The organism is Desulfobacter sp., from assembly GCA_028768525.1.
Lineage (GTDB): Bacteria > Desulfobacterota > Desulfobacteria > Desulfobacterales > Desulfobacteraceae > Desulfobacter.
This window is the reverse complement of sequence record CP054837.1, coordinates 1,159,697-1,178,907: the sequence shown is the minus strand read 5'-3', so window position 1 is coordinate 1,178,907 and position 19,211 is coordinate 1,159,697. Positions and strand designations below refer to the sequence as shown.

Sequence of the window (19,211 nt, the reverse complement as noted above, 5' to 3'; positions counted from 1 at the left end):
CTACTCCTTTCCTCGCGTTACAGATGTTTTGGGTTTGTGGCGTTGATGTATTTCTCAACCCCGTCGGCGATGGCGGTGCAGATGGCATCCCGATAGGATTTGGTCATGAGCCGGTTGCATTCTACCTTATTGGAGATAAACGAGGATTCAATGAGAATGGAGGGCATGCGGGCGCCCAGCAGCACGTAGAAGGGGGCCTGCTTTACTCCCAGGTCATTGACCTTCGGATATTTATGCTTCATGCCGGTGACCATTGACTTGTGAACATCGTTGGCCAGGCGGGTGGATTCCTCAATTTTGGCGTGTTTCATCAGATCGCTGAGGATATATTCCAGGTCTGAGATGTTTTTTTCCGAGGTGGCATTTTCCCGGGCGGCCACGGCAATGGCCTGGTCGTCGGTGGCCAGGTTCAATATATAGGTTTCGATGCCGGAAAGCCGTTTATTGCGTGCGGCATTGCAGTGCATGGAGATAAACAGGTCGGCCCGCTCCGTATTGGCAATGGCGGTCCGTTCCTCAAGGGAAAGCTTTTTATCGGTGGTACGGGTGAGCATCACCTCGCAGTTAAGACGGTCACGCAGCTTGTCCGCCAGGTTTTTGGACAATTTGAGAACGATATCCTTTTCCCATACCCCTTTGAGGTAACCTGGGGCACCCGGGTCTTTTCCGCCGTGTCCCGGGTCGATGACAATCTTTCTCACCCCAAGGGCCAACTGGCGGGCGATGTCCGAGGATTTGAGGTTATCCGTGGTGATCCGGTCTGTTTTTTCAGGTGTGCCAGAAGGCGCGCCTGCGCCTTTTTTATCCTTTTGATCCGGCCGGGCGGCAAGGGCCGCGGCCTTTCCGTTTTTGCCCCATACATCAATGACAATGCGGAACGGGTCTTTCAGGGAAAATATTTTATAGTTTTCAAAGGCCTTGATGTCCACCACAACCCTGACCGTGTGGGGCAGGTATTGTCCGGCCCTGGCCTGTTTTAAGAGATCATCGTTGATGGGGGTGTGTTCGGCCACCCCCTGGCCCAGCCGGGCCTTTTCAATGTCGATGTAGAGCCGCTGGAAGGGCACATTGAGTTTGGGGTCTTTTTTTAAAAGCCTGTGGGAATAGGGCCGCTCTCCGTCGGCATTGACCACGATCCGGGTGTATTCGGGATTCGACCAGAACCTGAGATCGGTGACCCGGGTGTCATCTCCAGGTATGGCGGGCTGGGGAAGAGGCGGAGCCGTTGTTTTCGCCGGGGCCGGTTCCGGGGGAAGTTCTTTTATGGTTTTGGCCGCTTTGGTCTGTATCCGCTGGCTTTTTTTCTCAAGCTTGTCCAGCTTATACCGGGCGATGGCGGCATCGTCCCTTGTTTCCGCCTTTTTAGCGGTAAGGGTTTTGACCGGTGCCGTTTCACGGCCGGCCGATGACTTTTTAATGGATTTGATCAGGATTTTGGCCCGGCCGCTGTATGCACTGCCGGGATACTTTCTGGTGATCCTGACGGCCAGGTCACGGGCCAGTTCGTTGTAATCACCGTTTCCGGCTCTTTTGTAGAGCTGGAAGTAGAGTTCCGCCGCCTTGAACATGCCTGCCGGCGCCCAGGAATCATCGGGGTAACGGCGGTAAACGGTTTTATACTTTTCAATGCAGGTCAGCCAGGCGGATATTTTCTGTTGCTGGACCGGGGATTTTTTCAGCTTCTGGTGAAAGGCATCTGCGGTCATATAAATGGATTTGGCCCTTCGCCCGGCCTGGGCCGTTCCGGCACAGGGCAGGGCCCAGGTCAGCACCGCCCCTGCAAGGAGCAGGCAGATCAAGGACAGGGCGTTTGGCCGGAACCGTTTCATGAACAGGCCTTCTGCTTGAGTTCGTTCAGGAAATTCAAGGCGTCAAGGGGGGTCATCAGGGCGATGTCCACCTTGTCCAGCATTTTTTTCAGCTCGGTGTCGGGCCCGGCAAAAAGATCCATCTGCCCGTCATCTCTGGCCTTTCTGGTTTTTTTCTTCTTTTTGGCGGGCTTGGAATCTACAGGGCCGGGCATTACCTCCGGCTGGGGGGCCTGGTGGGTTTCCACCGATGCCAATACCCCTTTTGCCATATCGATAATCCGGTCGGGGACACCGGCCAGCCGGGCCACCTGGATGCCGTAGCTTTTGTTGGTTCCCCCCTCAACCAGGCGGCGGAGGAAGACGATATTGTCGTTGAACTCCTTTACGGCAATATTGTAGTTTTTGATCCTTGGCTTGGTTGCCTCCAGCCGGGTCAGCTCATGGTAATGGGTGGCAAACAGGGTTTTCACCCCTTTGGCATTGAGGTCATGGAGGTATTCGGCCACGGCCCAGGCAATGCTCATGCCGTCGTAGGTTGAGGTGCCTCTGCCGATTTCATCTAAAATGACCAGGGAGTTTTCCGTGGCGTTGTTGACGATGTTGGCGGTTTCCTCCATCTCCACCATAAAGGTGGACTGGCCCGAGGAGAGGTTGTCCAGGGCGCCGACCCGGGTAAAGATCCGGTCGGTGATGCAGACCGAGGCTTTCACTGCCGGTACAAAGGAGCCCATCTGGGCCATGAGCACGGTCAGGGCCACCTGGCGCAGCACCGTTGACTTGCCGGCCATGTTGGGACCGGTGATGAGCATCTGCTGGCAGGTTGCATCGTCCATGGCAATGGAGTTGGGAACGTAACGTTCCCCCTGGATCAGTTTTTCAACAACGGGGTGGCGGCCCTCTTCAATGACAATGCAATGGTCGTCACGGATCTCAGGCTTTACATAATTGTTTTCCAGGGCCACCCGGGCCAGGCTCTGGAGGACATCGATACGGGCGATGAATCCGGCCATGGTAAGGATGTCCCGGGCCCGCTCGACTACCTGCTCGCGCACGGTGCAGAAAATTTCATATTCAAGGGCGTTGCGGCGGTCCTGGGCGTTGAAGATGGTGGTCTCCACCTCCTTCATCTCCTGGGTGATGAACCGTTCGGCATTGACCAGGGTCTGTTTTCGAATATAGTGTTCCGGCACCTGGGCGGACTGGGCCTTGGATACTTCAATGAAATAACCGAAGACCTTATTATATTTTATTTTCAGGGAGGAAAGCTTTGTCTTTTCCTTTTCCCTGGCCTCGGTCTTTGCGATCCATGATTTACCGTCCCGGGTGATGGCCAGCAGTTCGTCCAGTTCCTCGCTGTATCCGTCATTGATGATATTGCCCTCGTTGAGGGTGTGGACGGCATCTTCCCGGATGGCCCGGGTGATCAGGCCGGTAAGCCCGTCAAGACGCTCCATGATGTCCCGGCGGCCTTCCATCCGGCTGCCGTTGAGCATGGGGTGGGAGAAAGCTGAGAGGTCCTCAAAGAGCCGCGGCAGGTTGGACAGGGAATTTTTCAGGGAAATCATATCCCTGGCATTGCCCTGGCCCATGGAAATTTTGGATCCCAGCCGCTCCATGTCATAGACGGATTTAAGCCGGGTCCCGATGGACTGGTGGGCCTGGGGGGCGTTTATCAGTTCCTCCAGACAGTCCAGGCGCATCTGGATTTTGTCCGGATCCACCAGGGGATACCGGATCCACTGCTTGATCAGGCGCCCTCCCATGGCGGTGACGGTCCTGTCCAGCACATGGATGAGGGTTCCCTTTTTGTCCTGGGTCTGGATATTGGAAAGCAGTTCCAGGTTCTTACAGGATCTGTCGTCGATGACCAGGAAGTCCTCCAGGTCATAGGGGGCAATCTTGAAGATGTGCCGGGTGGCCTGCATCTGGGTCTCTTCCACATAGGCCATGACGGCGCCGGCTGCGGATATGGAGGCGGGCATCCGTTCGATGCCGAACCCTTCCAGGCTCCGGGTGGCGAATTTTTCCTTGAGCCGCTCCCTGGCATCTTCAAGGTGAAAGTCCCGGTTGGCCAGATAGGTGGTTTCAAGGTGGGAAAAGGCTTTTCTTATGCTTGCATAGGCCGGGTCTGTTCTGAAATTTTCCGGCAGCAGGATTTCCCTGGGGTCCAGTTTCCTGGCCTCGTCGATGAGGGCCGCAGGGATCGCCCCGGAGGTGCGCGCCTCCTGGCAGGTGGTGAAGGTGCCCGTTGAAATATCCAGGCAGGCCAGGCCTGCATACTCTTTTACCCTGGAAATGGCCACCAGGAAGTTGTTACTTCCCTTGTCCAGCAGGGATTCGTTGAGAATCATCCCCGGGGTGATGACCCGGACCACTTCCCGTTTCACCAGGCCCTTTGCCTGTGCCGGGTCTTCCACCTGCTCGCAGACGGCCACCTTGCATCCTTTTTCGATGAGCTTGGCGATATAGACGTCTGCCGCCTTGTAGGGCACCCCGCACATGGGGATGGGCTCGGTATCGTTCTTGTTCCTGGATGTCAGGGCGATTTCCAGGATGCCGGCCGCCTTAACCGCATCGTCCAGGAACATTTCATAGAAATCCCCCATGCGGTAAAAGAGTATGGCATCCCGGTATGTCTCTTTGATGGCCAGGTACTGGGCCATCATGGGCGTTTGCTTCTTGTTGCTCATGGATGGTAAAGGGTGTTACGCCTTGGCTTCCTCTGCCTCTTTTTCTTCTTCTTTTGTTTCTTCTATTTTTTCAGCCACAGGATTGTTGGCGGCTTCTTTAGCGGCCTCGGCTTCTGCAGCCTTGTTTGCCAGGTGTTTTTTGATATAGGGATCGTGGATATAAACGTCCAGCTCGGTTTTCAGGGTATTGATTTCTCCCTTGAGCTTGTCGATCCGAAGATTTTTGGCCTTTATTTCACGGCCCAGGCGGAAGGCTTTGACCATGCCGCGAATGGAGGCGATGAGCAGGCCCAGAACAAAGCAGATGCCCCAATAGGCCCAGTTGGGCAGTTCCCTGGCCGTGTACTGGAGGAATGTTTTTTTAAAAATGGTGATATCGATGTGCAGCCCCATGTTGGTCAGAAAATACTCCTGGTTCTGGTAGCCGATGGTTCCCAGGGTGCCCAGGATAATGAGAAAAAACAGAACTTTAATAATCTTCATTCATCCTCTCCGTGTTAGATTAGCTGGTGCGTTACAAATTGAAGGTGATCATAGATCAAATTTTCTTTTTTTTCAATTCTTCTTTTACCTAATAGACGCGCCTTTCAGCGGGTTAGAGAAATACGGGATTAATATAAGTCACCCGCTCTCTGTCCGCAAAAAGCCCCCAGTCCAGCGCTCCCTTATCCACAGCGGCGGGAATAAGCACGCAGGAAAGATGGAGGTGGGAGAGCAGCCGGGATTTTATGGTCCTGGCATCAAAGGTGGCGGCCAAGATATCTCCTTTTGAGATCCGGTCCCCCGGGGCAAGGCCCGGATCGGGGGAAAGATGGGAATAGACTAAAACGGGCTGGTCTTCGTCGCGGCCTGCCCCGCCTTCAGCAGCGTTATCCAGCGAGACCACAAGGCTTTTGCCCATGAGATCACTGGAAATGTTCAGAAGGGTGCCGGAGGCTGCGGCAGGCACCCGGGCACCGGGGGGCAGGGCGCTGGTGCCTTTGCCGTTTCTGTAGAAACAGATATCAATGCCTTCGTGGGCCGCATGGCGGGTGCCGAAGTCGGCCCACCACATTCCTGTGCTGTCCTGGAGCATACCCGGGTAAAAGAGCCAGTCCAAAGGCAGATTGCCCAGGCCGTTGGCCCGGGCAATACTGTCCAGATACTCTGAAAAAAAGGTCATTATACGGCTTTTAGAATGATTTTATGTCCCATGAGGTTGATGTCTTCGATGACGCCGGCAATTTCCTTTTGTTCTCCCAGCAGTCCCCTGAGGATGAATTTACTTTCCCCGGCAGGGGTGATGGTTGCCACGTTTTCCATGACCAGGGTTTCCTGGTCCCCATCCTTTAAATATACATTGGATTCACACATATTTGCTTCCTTTACCTTATGGGTTGCGCATGCCTTATTTCTTTAACACTACAGGTCGCCCCGGTGCAAGAAATTTACATGGGGGGAACGTCCTTTTTCCATGTCAATGAGGGCGCCGATACCGGACCGGCCCATGGCGCAGTTCACCACTATGGTTCTGCCGATGCGGCCCTTGCCGGGCTGTTCATGGATATGGCCGCAGAGCGCCAGGGCGGGCTGTGCCGTCCGGATGAATCCGGCCAGGTTTTTGCTGCCCACGGAAAATTTTCCGGCCACCCGGTCGCAGATTCCCTTGGGCGGGGGGTGGGCCACCAGCACTGAGTCTTCGTCCATGGGGCAGGGCAGGGTGGTGAGCAGTTTGTTCTCCCCCAGGCAGATCCTGGAGGCCAGGGGCAGGACCAGGGTGCCTGAGACACCGGAAAAGGAAAGGCCCCCCGCATGGTAGGGGGCCGGGGTGAGCAGGTGCAGGTTCCGGGCCTTTCCAATGCGGCTTTCAATGCGTTTGAGGTCGGTATTTCCCCGAACGGCAAGCACCGGAACCGGGAGGCAGTCCAGTTGGGAAAGGCAGGTGCGGTATTTGAGGTGACTGGTCAGGTCCCCGGCCGCCACAATGATATCGGGGGCATACTTATCCAATACCCCGTAGATGGCGGCCAGGTGTCTTTTTTTTCCGTGGATGTCGGCAACGGCGTAGATGCGCATGGTTCCTCCGCTAAAAAATAAATCACCCCCCAGCGTGTCAGTCCGCTTTAAATGCGGTGCGGCCCGAGATTACCACCCGGTCCACAGGGGTGTTATCCATCAGGTAGCAGAGATCGGCCGGGGAATCAATATCCCAGACCACGAAATCCGCATCTTTTCCGGCTTCAAGGCTTCCTTTGCGCCGGGAAAGTCCCAGGGCATTGGCGCCGTTGACGGTGGCACCGGCCAGGGCCTCTTCACAGGTCATGCCAAAGAGCAGGCATCCCATGTTCAGCACCGGAGTCATGCCGAATACCGGGCTGGTGCCCGGGTTCAGGTCCGTGGCAAGGGCCATGGGGATTCCTAAATCCCGCATCAGGCCCATGGGCGGCTTCTGGGTCTCTTTGAGCATGTGAAAGGCACCGGGCAGAAGCACTGCCGTTACCCCATGGGTGGCCATGGCCCGGGCCCCTTTTTCAGACAGGTATTCCAGGTGGTCGCAGGAGAGGGCGTCAAATTCAGAGGCCAGGCCGGCCCCGTCGGAGTCGGAAAGCTGCTCCGCATGGAGTTTGACCTTGAACCCCAGGTCTGCGGCCGCCCGAAACAACGATTCGGTCTGGTCCCTGGGAAAGGCAATGGTTTCGCAGAAGGCGTCCACGGCGGTTGCAATCCCCTGGTCCTTTACCCGGGGCAGCATTTCTTGGATGACCAGGTCCATATACTCCCCGGACCTGCCGGAAAATTCCGGGGGCAGGGCATGGGCGCCCAGAAAGGTGGCTTCAATATGAACGGGCAGTTCAGCATTGAGTCGGCCGGCCACGGAAAGCATTTTCAGTTCGTTTTCAATATCCAGACCGTAGCCGGACTTGATTTCCACACAGGTGATGCCCCGGGAAATAAAATGGCGGATGCGCCGGGCGGCAATTTCGAACAGTTCATTTTCAGAGGCCTCCCGCACGGCCCGGACCGTTGAGAATATGCCCCCGCCCTGTCTGGAAATCTCTTCGTAGGTGGCGCCTGCCAGGCGCATTTCAAATTCTCTGGCCCGGGAACCGGCCCAGATCAGATGCGTATGGCAGTCCACAAAGCCGGGAAGGAGCCATTTGCCTTGGCAGTCAATGACCTGTTCCGCCAGTGTGTCTGCCGGGCCTGTCAGGTCTGCCATGGCACCTGTCCATGCAATTTTACCGTCGGCCACGGCCAGTGCTCCGCTGGGAACGGCGCCGTATCCCGGACCGGCCATGGTGGCCAGGTGAGCGTTAATATAAAGGGTGTTCCAGGAAGAGATGGTATCAGCCACGTTTTTTCTCCTTATATTGACATTTGGACATAAATTATATACTACTTGTCTATACAAGTATAGATATGAAGTCAACCGATTAAATTTAAACTGGAACCCGATACCTCCATGGAAAAAAAACAAGACCAGCCCCTTGCTTTGTACCAGAGAATCAAACTCAGCGTAATCCGGGATATTGAATCGGGAAAACTCAAGCCCGATGACCGGGTGCCCTCGGAAACAAGGCTTGCCAAAGAGTTCAATGCCTCAAGAATGACGGCCAACCGTGCCCTGAAGGAACTTACCGAGGAACACCGCATCGTCCGCATCCAGGGGGTGGGGACCTTTGTTGCCCGGCCCAAGCCCGAGGCCGCCCTTCTGGAGATTAAAAGTATATCAAAGGAAATAACGGCCTGGGGCGGGATTCCGGGGTCCCGTGTGCTGCTGCTTCAAGAGGAAGCGGCCCACCCGGAGATTGCAGCAAAGCTGAAACTATCCGCCGGGGACAGGATATTTCACTCTATTCTTCTGCACCTGGACCGGGAGGTTCCGGTACAGTATTCGGAGCGGTTTATCAATCCGGCCATTGCCCCAAAATATCTGGAGCAGGATTTCACCCGGATGACCCCGAGCGATTATCTTCTGGACACGGCGCCGGTGCAGGAGGCGGAACATGAGATCGAAGCTATGTGTCCAAACGGAGAAATTGCGACCCTTCTGGAAATTGAACCGGATACCCCCTGCCTCTGTCTGACACGGCGGACCTGGTCCTTTGACCGGGTGGCCACTTACTCCAGGCTTATTTCTCCGGGCAGCCGTTATGCGCTCAAGGGTCGGTTTAAACGATAACAGATAAACGGAAAGGGACGATATGAAAAAGACCATTAAATTAAACGGGGAAAATTTTCAGTTGGAAGAACTGGTATCCATTGCCAGGGAGGGGGTCAATGCCGCCATTTCCGTTGAATCCGTGGCCAGGATCAATAAGGCCCGGGCCCTGGTGGACAAATGGGTGAGGGAAGGGGAACGAATCTACGGGGTGACCACTGGATTCGGGGCCCTCTCCGATGTGACGATTTCCTTTGAGGATACCCGGGCGCTCCAGAAAAAAATTCTGCTTTCCCATGCTGCCGGAATGGGAAAGCCCATGGCAGAGGATGTGGTCCGGGCCATGATCGCCCTGCGTATCAATGATTTTTGCCGGGGGAATTCCGGACTGCGCCTGGAAACCATTCAAAAGCTGGCCGACCTGCTTAACACCGGTATCGTCCCTGTGGTGCCGGAGAAGGGCTCCGTGGGGGCCAGCGGTGACCTGGTGCCCATGGCCCACCTGGCATTGGTGCTCATCGGCGAAGGCGAGGCCTTTGTGGATGGTGTGCGGATGTCCGGGGCCAAAGCCCTGGAAACAAAAGGGATCGCTCCCCTGGAACTGGCCGCCGGGGAGGGGCTGGCCCTGATCAACGGCACCCAGTTCATGATCGCCCTGGGATGCCTGGCCCTCCATGACGCTTTGAATCTATGCAAGCATGCGGACATTGCCGCATCCATGAGCCTTGAAACCCTGATGGGCACCCGGGCGGCCTTTGATCCCCGGATTCACCGGGCCCGGCCCCACACCGGCCAGATGAAGGCGGCCCAGAATATGCTCAACATCACCGAGGATTCGGAAATCATTTCCTCCCACAGGGACTGTTCACGGGTTCAGGATGCCTATACCCTCCGTTGTTCCCCCCAGGTCCACGGGGCTTCCTGGGATGCCTTCGGCTATGTGGACCGGGTGATACGGGTGGAGATGAATGCCTCCACTGAAAACCCCCTTATTTTTCCGGAGTCCGGCGAGTTTCTATCCGGGGGGAATTTCCACGGCCAGCCCCTGGCCCTGGCCTGTGATTTCCTGGGCATTGCCATCGCCGAACTGGCCAATATTTCAGAGCGGCGCATCGAACGCCTGGTGAACCCCCAGCTATCCGGTTTACCCGCCTTTCTGGTGGAGGACGGGGGACTCAATTCAGGGTTTATGATCGCCCAGTATGCGGCGGCCTCCCTGGTGTCGGAAAACAAGGTCATTGCCCATCCCGCCTCGGTGGATTCCATTCCCACCTCGGCCAACAAGGAAGATCATGTCTCCATGGGGGCGGTGGCCGCCCGGAAGTGCCGGGACATTGTGGAAAATGTGGAGGAGGTCATTGCCATTGAACTGCTCTGCGGGGCTCAGGCCATCGACCTGTTCACCAATCTAAAGGCCGGGAAAGGCACCATGGCCGCCTATGAAATCATCCGCAGGGAGGTGGATTACATGACCGAAGACCGGTTCTTGTCTGCGGATATTGCCAAGGTCAAGGCGCTGCTGCGCAGCGGTGCCATCGTCGGGGCGGTGGAAGCAAAAATCGGGGAGTTGTACTAGAACCAGGGATGCTGCCGGCTGCCCGGCGCTGGAAATGCATTAAAGCCGGACCAGCTGGAGATCCCCCCAGAGGCCGATCTGTTTGCCGACAATGATCACGATGCCCCGGATGCCGTTCATGGCACGGCCTGCGGCAATGGCCGGTTCGATGTCCTGGGGGCCCTGTATCCGGTTGCCCAGGGCGGTGGCCGCGGCGTCGGCCAGGGCGCAGGAATCCGCCAGGACCGTGGCGGCGTCGGCTTGGCCGAAACTTTTGGAATGGCCCAGGGTGCCCGAAGAGGTGCACATGGCAAAGGGGTGGTCCTGACGGGCCACCTGTATGCCGGCCTTCATGCTCAGGGGGGAGTCGCCGGCATAGATGGTGAAGACCATATCGGTATGGGAGCTTACAAAAATATCCCCCCCGTTTTCCACCACCACTTCCGTGGAGTATTCAAGGAGTTCTCGGCCTGTAAATTCAGCCATTGCCCCGGCCACGGCGGCCATGGGGCCCACGCCTGCAACCCGTCCGGCACCAATCATCTCCGTGATAATGGCCGGTGCCGGACCCGGATCGGGCAGGGGGGCCAGGCTGGCGGCAAATTCCGGGTGGGCGGAAATATGGGCTTCGATGTGCTGCCTGTAGGTAAGGATGGCCCTCACCGCCTCCCTGGACAGGTCGGTTGCGGCCTGGATGTTTAGATTGGTTTCCTTTACCGTGGCATTAAAGGCGGTCAGCCCTTGTTTATTGTGGCGGCTGCGGTAGGTCTCCCGGTTGTCAAACATGGGGCTCACCTGACTTGATCAATGGTTTTGGGCCTGAGGCGGGGCGGGGCCTGTCTGATAAAATAGGAGTCGGTCATACCCGCGATGAAATCCCGGACAATTTCACCGGCACTGTGGTTATTCCTGTAGCCCTGGTCCAACCCTTCCAGAAATTCAGTAAAAATAACCGATTCCCGGTTCTCTTTTTCAAGGTCGGTCAGATACCTGTCAAATAGATATTTAAAGATATCTTCAATGCCGGTGAGATGTCCCTTGATCACCGGATTTTGATAAATGAATTCATAGTTGAATCGCTTCAGCTTTTCAAGGGCCGTTGAAATTTTCGGGGAGAATCCGATAAATTCACGATCCAGGCTGGTCCGGATGATATCCGTGACCAGGTTGAAGACAATGGTACCCTGGGTGGTGCCCAGCAGCTCAGCACAGGGGCGGGGCACCTGGTCGCGGGTGACCAGCTTTAAGCGGACGGCGTCCTCCAGGTCACGGCCGATATAGGAGATGGTGTCGGCCATGCGCACCACGCAGCCTTCCAGGGTCATGGGCAGGGCATCCTTTTTTTTTCCTGATTTCAGGGCAGCGGTCAGGTCGTCCAGCGCTTGAAATCCACTGCGGGATTCGGGCCGTATCTGCCTGGCGTGGACTTCGCCGTTGTGGCAGAGGATGGCGTCCATGGTCTGCAGGGTGAGGTTCCAGCCCTTTCCGCCCCGTTCAATCCGGTCCAGGAACTGGAGGCTCTGTATATTGTGGTGAAAACTACCGGCTCCGTTGGCCTGGGTGAGCCTGGATAAAAACCGTTCTCCGTCATGTCCGAAGGGGGGATGGCCGATGTCGTGGCCCAGGCTGGCCGCCTCAATGAGGTCGGTGTTCAGCCCCAGGTAGCGGCCGATGGTTCTGGCCACCCGGGAGACCATCTGGACGTGGAGGACCCGGTGGGTGAGGTGGTCATTGTTGATCAGGGAAAAGACCTGGGTTTTATCCGGATACCGGCTGAAGGCCATGGAGTTGAGGATGCGGTCGGCATCGGCGGAAAAAGCCAGGCGGTAGTCGGTATGGGATCTGGGTTCGGCGTGCCGTCTGACGGCGGTGTGGGAAAAACAGGCCGGGGCACTGAAGCAGGCCTTTTCCCTTGAGGAAAGGCGGGCCTTCAGTGCCCCGGCTAGGATATTTGAATCAGGCGTCATGCCCGGGGGTTACACCCCTTCGAGGATATTGTCCACCACCTTGGCAAAGGCCAGGGTGAATGCGCTGTCTTCCTCGCCCATGGTTACGGGAACCCCTTCGTCGCCGGAAGCAACCACCCGGGTGTCAAAGGGAATGGCTCCGAGGAAGTTCAGTCCCTGGGCCTTGGCGGTCTTTTCGCCGCCGCCGTTTTTGAACAGGTCGATGTGCTCATTGCAGTGGGGGCAGGTGAAGCCGGACATGTTTTCAACAATGCCAAGGGTTTTCATCTTCACGGTTTTGCAGAATGAGATGGACTTTCTGATATCAGCCAGTGCCACTTCCTGGGGGGTGGTCACAATGATGCCCTGGGCTTCGGGGATGGTCTGGATGACGGTGAGGGGCTCGTCGCCGGTGCCCGGAGGGGCGTCAATCACCAGGAAATCCAGTTCGCCCCATTCCACGGAACCCACAAACTGCTGGATCATGCCGGTTTTGGCGGGGCCGCGCCAGATAATGGCCTGGTCCTTGTCCTGCATCAGGGCCTGAACGGAAACCACTTTCAGGTTTTCATTGATCTGCTTGGGCATGAGCAGTTTCTGGTCCGGGCTCAGATCCAGCAGTTCGGTCATGCCGAACATTCCTGCAATGGAGGGACCGTGAACGTCCACATCCATGAGGCCGGTCTTGTAGCCTTTTTTGGCCAGGCTGGCGGCCAGGTTGGCGGAAACAGAGCTTTTGCCCACCCCGCCCTTGCCGGAGAGAACGAATAATTTATGTTTGATCTTGGCCAGGTTGGCCTTGATCATGGCCTGCTGTTCCTGCTGTTTTCTTGCTGCATCATTGCCGCCCTGCTGGGAAGGGCAGCCCTGGCTTTTCTTTTTTGCCTGCTCTACATTGTCGTGGATCATGATATGTATGTCTCCCTATGAGATAATGGTATTAATAAAAATCCACATACATAATGGTCATGATCCCGGGCCTGTCAATATGAACATTGATTCTTTTACCGGCGCATTGGGAATCATTCCGGAGAGGGAAATATAAAGGGTGCGGCCGGTGGCGTCATATACGGACAGGGAGGCGGGGATACGGAATCCTGTTTTTTGGGTCCAGGCCTCAATGTCCATGCCGAAGATCTCTGCCCTGTGGGCATCAAGACGCCTGAAACAGGTGAGCTGCCCATTGCTGTCCGTTGTGAGTTCCTGGATCTGAGTTGAATAGTTTTTATTGGCATGAATGGCCCCGGTGCGTCCCGGCACCATCCAGGCCCGGTCAAATTCCCTTACCGGTATTTGGCCCAGCAGAATGGCAACCATTTCCGAGAGGCGGACCGGTACGCCGATATAGGTGTCCAGGTCAGGGTCTGCGGACGGGGTGGTATGGGGGCGGTGCCTGCCGGTGTGGGAGACGAATGTCACCTGTTTCCCATTGGCTGCAATGGTTTCAACGGGGTGGCCGGAGACCATCAGAGTCAGGCGGAGTCGGTTTGGGGTCCGGGCAGCCCAGGCCATTTTAAAGGACTCTCTCTGGCCGCCGCCGGTGACCACCAGCCTGCCAACGCCCTTGGAACTGGTAATGGACCGGTTGAATTCCCGGATTTTGAGGACGGCGGCCCGGGCCTCTTTGTCCTGTGCCGGGTCTGTTACCGGTTTTTTTAAGGTACAGCCGGCCAGCCCGCCTGCGATCAGGGCAGCGGCAATCAAGAGCCGGGCGGACCGGAACAGGGACGACGGAAGGCTGTTATTGGGTTTCATCTGGTCGTTGTTCAAGCGCTTTGACTTTGGCCTTGATCTTTTTGATCAGGTCCTGCTGGTCTTCTTGGGCATTGGCCAGGGCTTTTTTGTATGTGGCCAGGGCCTTTTGGGGCTGTCCGTTTTTGGCATAGGCATCTGCCAGGTGATCGGCGATGATGGTTTCGTATTTTGAGATTTCGGCTGCCTTTTCAAGGTGAAGGATGGCCTGGTCGTATGCCTCTTTTTTAAAAAAGATCCAGCCCAGGCTGTCGGTGATATAGCCGTCTCCGGGCTTGATTTTAAGGGCCCGCTGCACCAGGTCCAGGGCCTCGTCCAGGAAGATGCCCATCTCGGCATAGGTATAGCCGAGATAGTTCAGGGCCCCGGCATGGTCCGGGTCAACCCGGAGCAGGGCCTTCATCGTTTTGATACAGTCATCCCTGAGGCCGGCCTTGTCCTGGGTCGCCCCCAGCTTGAACATCAGCGCCGTGTTTTCCGGGCTCTGCTTGAGGCCGGTCTGGAGCAGTGTCATGGCTTCTTCATAACGCTGCTCTTCGTCGTAAAACGAGGCCAGGTAGGAGAGGATGTCAATGTCCGCCGGGTTCTGGCTGTGGTGGTATTCAAGGAATTTCACCGCTTCATCCATGCGGTCCTGATCCCGGTGCAGGAATGCGATGCTGAGCATGGCCTTTTTGTACTGGGGGTGCTCCGGGGGAACCTTGAGGTAGTATTCAATGGCTTCATCCCTGTGATCCAGGGCCTCGTGGGCCATGGCCAGGAAAAAATTCAGACCGGTGTTGGCAGGGGCTGCCTCCCGGAGCCGGGAAAAGACGATTACAGCATCTTCATACCGTTTCCGGCTGATGAAGGCGTCCACGGCGGCCATGGCCAGCCTGGGATTCTCTTTAAGTTCCTGTCCCAGCCGGCCAAAGAGTTCGTCCGCCTTTTTTTTCGCCTTGTTTTTATAGTGGAACAGGGCCAGTTCCAGCAGTGCCCTGTCGTTGCCCGGTTCCATTTTCAGGATTTCCGTGTACTGGGCTAGTATTTTTTTTCGTGCTTTTTTAGTATTCCCTTCCCGGTAAATGTCAATGAGCCTGAACCTGGGTTCTACCAGTTCCGGTTCCAGCTCCAGGGTTTTGAGAAAAGAGGTTTGGGCCTGTTTTTTGGCGCCGGTGAGAAGTTGTGCCTCCCCCAGGTAAAAATGGGCGACATAATAATCGGGGAACACATTCACCATCTTGGTGAACAGTTCCAGGGCCTCTGAGGGCTTCTCCCCGTCCATATAGATTTTGCCCAGGCGCAAATAGGTTTCCCTGTTGTCCGGAGCCAGCTTGAGTATCTGCTTGAAAAGGGCGGTCAGCTCGCTGTCGCTGCCTTTTTTCAGCCGGGCCAGGAGCAGCAGGTTGTCCACATTGTCCGGAAACTGCTCAGCCAGTTTTTCGGCCATATCAAGGGCCATGTCCGTTTTCTTCTGGCCTTGGAGCAGGCGGATCATTTCCCGTTTCAGGAAAGATGATTCCTGGTCTTTTTCAATGGCAGCCCCCAGGGCGGCTTCAGCCAGTTCCAGTTCGCCCTTATTTAAATGGCGGCGGGCCGCCAGGTAATAATATGGGGCTGCCAGAACCGTGTCATCGGCCGGTGCAGCGTCGTCGGGCTCCGGAGCCCGGGTGTTCAGGTTCTGGGGGTGGGTGGTTGCCGTGCCCTGGACGCATCCGTTAATAAAAGAAAGGGGCAACAGGGTGAGCAGGGCCCAGAGAATGGCTTTTTTCATGGAGTGGTCACCTTGGTATTATTGGGTGTGGTCGTACATGTCAAAGTCCGGCATATCCTTTTTAAAATAAGCCTTCATTTTTTTGAGAATATTATTTTCAATCTGTCTGACACGCTCCCTGGAAATGGAATAGACTTCCCCGATTTCCTGAAGGGTCTGGGGGCTGTCAGAAAAAATCCTGCGCTCGAAGATATCCAGTTCCCGTTCGTTCAGGGTGGTCTTGAATTCCGCCACCTTTTTATGAAGAATGTCTTCGATCTCCTTTTTGGCCACCTGGTCTTCCGAGGAGTCCGATTCCACATTAATGAATTCGATGCGCTCGGTGTTGGAATCGTTTTTCAGGGGTTCGTCCAGTGAAAGATCCCAGTTGGCCAGGCGTTGGTCCATGTCCACAACTTCTTTCTCAGAAACCCCCAGCCGCTCGGACAACAGTTTGGGCTTGGGATCGAATCCCTGTTCAATGAGGCGCTGTTTTTCCTTTTTCAGTCTGAAAAAGAGTTTGCGCTGGCCCTGGGTGGTGCCGATTTTCACCATTCGCCAGTTGTCCATGATGAATTTCAGAATATAGGCCTTGATCCAAAAGGAGGCGTAATAGGAGAATTTAACATTTTTATATGGGTTGAATTTTTTCACGGCCTGGACAAGGCCGATATTTCCTTCCTGGATCAGGTCCAGGAGATTCTGCATCCATATCCGCTGGAACTCCAGTGCTATTTTTACCACCAGCCTGAGATTGGAGGTGGTCATGATATAGGCGGCCTCCTGGTCATTTTCTTCCTGGATCCGCTTGCCCAGTTCAACCTCCTGTTCGCGGGTCAACAGTTTGTAGCGGTTTATTTCATTGAGATAACTCTGGATGGGATCGGACTTGACCAGGGCCTTGCTGTTACTTGCCCTTGCTTTGCCTGCGGGTACCAGAAAGTCTTTTTTGGTCAGTCGCTTTTTATCTTTGGAATCCGTCTTATCGTCAGTATTTTTCATTCAATGAGCCTTAGGTTGAATTAAAAAGTAAGTATATCATTATCATACTTTCCACGAAAGCAATATATTTTGAAAATTATCACTTGATCATCATTTTTTACTGGACAAAGAGGGAGAGTTTTGGTAAAAGATCCTCCTGTTGCGCCCGTAGCTCAGCTGGATAGAGCAACGGACTTCTAATCCGTAGGCCGCGTGTTCGAATCGCGCCGGGCGCGCCACTGACTATCAAGGCTTTCAGCGTTTTTGCTGAGAGCCTTTTTTAGTTTGGTCTTGCGCCCAAGTCTTGCGCTTTTGATTCTATCCGATTTAAACGGCTCAATGACAGTTCCGAGAAGTAAGTGGAACTGAAAAAATGATTTGAAAATTTAACAGATGTTTCCCCAATTTATCTTTTGGCAAATAAAAATCTATCCAGACTGTTGGAAAAATTCTGGCAATCCTTTGGGGTCATAGGCGGTGGGCCTTTGGTTTCCATTCCACTGGATCGCAAGTTTTCCATGAGATCCCTAACATAGAGCCGAGAGGTGATATTATCCTGAGTGTAAAGTTCTCCCCTTGGATTCAGTGCTGTCCCGCCTTTGGCAATGACCTCTGAGGCCAGAGGGATGTCTGCGGTTATCACCAGATCCCCTGGCTTCATCCTTTTGATAATTTCATTGTCGGCAATATCAAACCCGGAGGCCACCTGTAGAAATTTTACATAAGGGGATTTGGGAATCCGTAAATTCTGGTTGGCCACCAATGTCACCTGAATTTTTGTCCGGTTCGCCGCCCTGTACAGCAAATCCTTTATCCTTACCGGACAAGCATCCGCATCTACCCAGATCGCCATTGAATTTCCTATGGAACCCTCCACCATTTAAGCTTGGCCTTTACTGAGTTTCTCAGCACATTCCACGCAAAGTGAGGCTTCAGGCATGATCACAAGTCGTTTAATGGCAATCGGTTCTTCGCAGTGCAGACATAATCCAAAATCAGGAGTCTCAATGGAATCAAGAGCCTTTTTAAGAGCGTTGAGGGTCTGTTTTGATTTTGCCAGTGACGCCTCATTAATACTTCTGCTGTTAATGGCTTCCATTCTTGTCAGCCTGCCAATAGCACTATCCGGGGACACAGGCTTGGATAGACCGTGAAAGGTTTCAATATTCTTTTCCAGGGTGTTTATTTTTTTAACGATTGCCTGTTTGATTTTTTGTTTTTGGCTTGGATTCATAGGTGTTCAGTAGCTCCTATTCTTCCCTTGATTCGTATGCAGCAATTTCATCCCAGATAACCTCGTGACTTGCTTCAGCTTCCTTTGCCAGGCTGTCATACAAAGCCTGGTCTTCTCCAATGGCCCAGGGGCTTTGTTCATAAGGCGCTATGAACTCTATGGCGTTCAGCCTCAGGTCCTCTTCTTCAAGTGATTCTTGAATTTTTGGAATCGCATCCAGAACATCTCCGGCCTTAAAAAACATATAAACAAAACCGCCCACACAATTTTCGTAGGCAGCCGGATTTTTAATATCAAACTCAACGTTTGCCCAATAAACTTCCATTTCCCCCCCCCCTCTCTTTCGGTAATAAAATAAAGGCCGGACCGAACTATTTATTTTCTTTTCCCATTGGTGGTCCTTTGGATGATGCCTGGCATTCAGATGATCAATCCCCTATAAACCACAATACCGGAGTATTTTTACCATGCTTATTAAAAAAAGTCCCGTACCAGACCTTATGAAAGGTTATTGATTGCCACTTTTATATCACCAGTGGATGTTTCGGTACATGTTTCTGATCGAGACAAACATGGTATGTCTCCGGTGTTTTTTGAACTCAAACCCGACGAGTAAAAACAGATCAAAGGAATACCCTGTAGAAAAAATATAGGAATTCAAATCCCCCTTGCTATCTATGCTACAGTCTGCTTATTCTTCAATAATTTTATGAATCAACTGTGAAAAATGCCTAAGGATATTCAGAAAACAACGGTCATGATTCAACTGGCTGCATCATTTGCTATAGGGTGTTATCCATGAATGGCGCATTTTGGAGTTGCGAAGGAAAATGGACTCACTGATGGAGAAATTGATTACAGCTTTTTTCTAATCGGAACCAAGAAAAAGGAAGGGGGAGGGAATGAATAATTTTTCAGTTGTTATGTTGAGTTTGATAGTGCTGGCAGGTTGCTCGGGCACCCGACCGGATTTGGGGATAAGCAACGGTAGATTGATGCCATGCCCGAAAACTCCAAATTGTGTGAGTAGTCAGGCCGTTGATGAGAAACATCATATAGAACCGATTCGGTTTATGGGAACACAAGAAAAAGCCCAAAACCGTCTCCTGAAAATTCTTGAATCTGAACCAAGAGCAAAAGTCGTTGAAATTAGAGATGACTATATTCGGGCAGAGTTTACATCTGCTTTGTTTGGATTTACAGATGACCTTGAATTTTATTTTCCTGAAAAGCAGAGAGGTGAAATGCTCATTCATATCCGTTCAGCTTCCCGTCTCGGATACTCCGATCTTGGTGTGAATCAAGAGAGAGTTGAACAGATCCGGAATAAGTTTAAAAACATCCCTAACCCGGAAATTTAGAAACTTAT

The 19,211-nt window shown here is 54.0% G+C and carries 19 protein-coding genes and 1 tRNA gene; 4 read left to right on the top strand and 16 right to left on the bottom strand.

Annotated elements, in window-relative coordinates; translation table 11 throughout:
* Positions 1-17: 17 nt before the first annotated feature.
* The 7 genes from HUN04_05390 to HUN04_05360 form a co-directional block, all read right to left on the bottom strand.
* Complete coding sequence (locus tag HUN04_05390) at positions 18-1,829, bottom strand: N-acetylmuramoyl-L-alanine amidase (protein WDP89192.1); 1,812 nt, start codon at positions 1,827-1,829, stop codon at positions 18-20.
* Positions 1,826-4,501, bottom strand: a complete 2,676-nt coding sequence (gene mutS / locus HUN04_05385) for a DNA mismatch repair protein MutS (GenBank protein WDP89191.1) — start codon at positions 4,499-4,501, stop codon at positions 1,826-1,828. Before mutS ends, HUN04_05390 begins: the two co-directional genes overlap by 4 nt.
* Before the next feature lie 15 nt (positions 4,502-4,516).
* Positions 4,517-4,984 carry a hypothetical protein gene (locus HUN04_05380; GenBank protein ID WDP89190.1) on the bottom strand — a complete coding sequence of 156 codons (468 nt, stop codon included), beginning with the start codon at positions 4,982-4,984 and terminating at the stop codon, positions 4,517-4,519.
* A 112-nt stretch (positions 4,985-5,096) separates the two neighbouring features.
* A complete protein-coding gene (locus HUN04_05375) occupies positions 5,097-5,663 on the bottom strand; it encodes a hypothetical protein (GenBank protein ID WDP89189.1) in 567 nt (188 codons plus the stop codon).
* The gene (locus HUN04_05370; GenBank protein WDP89188.1) at positions 5,663-5,854 is read right to left on the bottom strand and encodes a CooT family nickel-binding protein; all 192 of its coding nucleotides are present in this window, start codon (positions 5,852-5,854) and stop codon (positions 5,663-5,665) included. Before HUN04_05370 ends, HUN04_05375 begins: the two co-directional genes overlap by 1 nt.
* Positions 5,855-5,902: 48 nt before the next feature.
* The gene (locus HUN04_05365; protein ID WDP89187.1) at positions 5,903-6,556 is read right to left on the bottom strand and encodes a metallophosphoesterase family protein; all 654 of its coding nucleotides are present in this window, start codon (positions 6,554-6,556) and stop codon (positions 5,903-5,905) included.
* A gap of 37 nt (positions 6,557-6,593) precedes the next feature.
* On the bottom strand, positions 6,594-7,835 hold the full coding sequence (locus HUN04_05360; protein ID WDP89186.1) for an imidazolonepropionase: 1,242 nt from the start codon (positions 7,833-7,835) through the stop codon (positions 6,594-6,596).
* A 108-nt stretch (positions 7,836-7,943) separates the two neighbouring features.
* Here HUN04_05360 and hutC point away from each other — a divergent pair, with 108 nt between their 5' ends.
* Positions 7,944-8,663 (top strand): histidine utilization repressor, encoded by a 720-nt coding sequence (gene hutC / locus HUN04_05355; protein ID WDP89185.1) that lies wholly within the window; start codon positions 7,944-7,946, stop codon positions 8,661-8,663.
* Positions 8,664-8,685: 22 nt separating this feature from the next.
* Entirely contained in the window at positions 8,686-10,218 is a 1,533-nt protein-coding gene (gene hutH / locus HUN04_05350; GenBank protein ID WDP89184.1) for a histidine ammonia-lyase, read from the top strand.
* 39 nt (positions 10,219-10,257) lie between these two features.
* On the opposite strand, the gene HUN04_05345 is transcribed toward hutH, so the two are convergent.
* The 6 genes from HUN04_05345 to HUN04_05320 are packed head-to-tail and all read right to left on the bottom strand — an operon-like array spanning position 10,258 to position 16,629.
* The gene (locus HUN04_05345; GenBank protein WDP89183.1) at positions 10,258-10,983 is read right to left on the bottom strand and encodes a UPF0280 family protein; all 726 of its coding nucleotides are present in this window, start codon (positions 10,981-10,983) and stop codon (positions 10,258-10,260) included.
* Positions 10,984-10,988: 5 nt separating this feature from the next.
* Positions 10,989-12,164: an HD domain-containing protein gene (locus tag HUN04_05340; GenBank protein WDP89182.1), complete on the bottom strand. Its 1,176-nt coding sequence runs from the start codon at positions 12,162-12,164 to the stop codon at positions 10,989-10,991.
* A 9-nt stretch (positions 12,165-12,173) separates the two neighbouring features.
* Positions 12,174-13,052 carry an Mrp/NBP35 family ATP-binding protein gene (locus HUN04_05335; protein ID WDP89181.1) on the bottom strand — a complete coding sequence of 293 codons (879 nt, stop codon included), beginning with the start codon at positions 13,050-13,052 and terminating at the stop codon, positions 12,174-12,176.
* Between the two features lie 57 nt (positions 13,053-13,109).
* Positions 13,110-13,898 carry a hypothetical protein gene (locus HUN04_05330; GenBank protein WDP89180.1) on the bottom strand — a complete coding sequence of 263 codons (789 nt, stop codon included), beginning with the start codon at positions 13,896-13,898 and terminating at the stop codon, positions 13,110-13,112.
* Positions 13,885-15,648: a tetratricopeptide repeat protein gene (locus HUN04_05325; GenBank protein WDP89179.1), complete on the bottom strand. Its 1,764-nt coding sequence runs from the start codon at positions 15,646-15,648 to the stop codon at positions 13,885-13,887. The genes HUN04_05330 and HUN04_05325 overlap by 14 nt, the downstream gene beginning before the upstream one ends.
* An 18-nt stretch (positions 15,649-15,666) precedes the next feature.
* Positions 15,667-16,629, bottom strand: coding sequence for an RNA polymerase factor sigma-32 (locus HUN04_05320; GenBank protein WDP89178.1), 963 nt, complete (start codon positions 16,627-16,629; stop codon positions 15,667-15,669).
* A 141-nt stretch (positions 16,630-16,770) separates the two neighbouring features.
* Between HUN04_05320 and HUN04_05315 the strand changes: the two genes are divergently transcribed.
* Positions 16,771-16,847, top strand: a tRNA-Arg gene (locus HUN04_05315).
* A 167-nt stretch (positions 16,848-17,014) separates the two neighbouring features.
* Here HUN04_05315 and HUN04_05310 read toward each other — a convergent pair.
* From HUN04_05310 to HUN04_05300, 3 genes are read right to left on the bottom strand one after another with little or no spacing between them, the layout of a single operon-like run.
* Positions 17,015-17,461 (bottom strand): YaiI/YqxD family protein, encoded by a 447-nt coding sequence (locus HUN04_05310; GenBank protein WDP89177.1) that lies wholly within the window; start codon positions 17,459-17,461, stop codon positions 17,015-17,017.
* 27 nt (positions 17,462-17,488) lie between these two features.
* Complete coding sequence (locus HUN04_05305; protein ID WDP89176.1) at positions 17,489-17,842, bottom strand: TraR/DksA family transcriptional regulator; 354 nt, start codon at positions 17,840-17,842, stop codon at positions 17,489-17,491.
* Positions 17,843-17,858: 16 nt separating this feature from the next.
* The gene (locus HUN04_05300) at positions 17,859-18,167 is read right to left on the bottom strand and encodes a hypothetical protein (GenBank protein WDP89175.1); all 309 of its coding nucleotides are present in this window, start codon (positions 18,165-18,167) and stop codon (positions 17,859-17,861) included.
* Between the two features lie 577 nt (positions 18,168-18,744).
* Between HUN04_05300 and HUN04_05295 the strand changes: the two genes are divergently transcribed.
* Positions 18,745-19,203 (top strand): DUF1499 domain-containing protein, encoded by a 459-nt coding sequence (locus tag HUN04_05295; GenBank protein WDP89174.1) that lies wholly within the window; start codon positions 18,745-18,747, stop codon positions 19,201-19,203.
* Positions 19,204-19,211 lie beyond the last annotated feature (8 nt).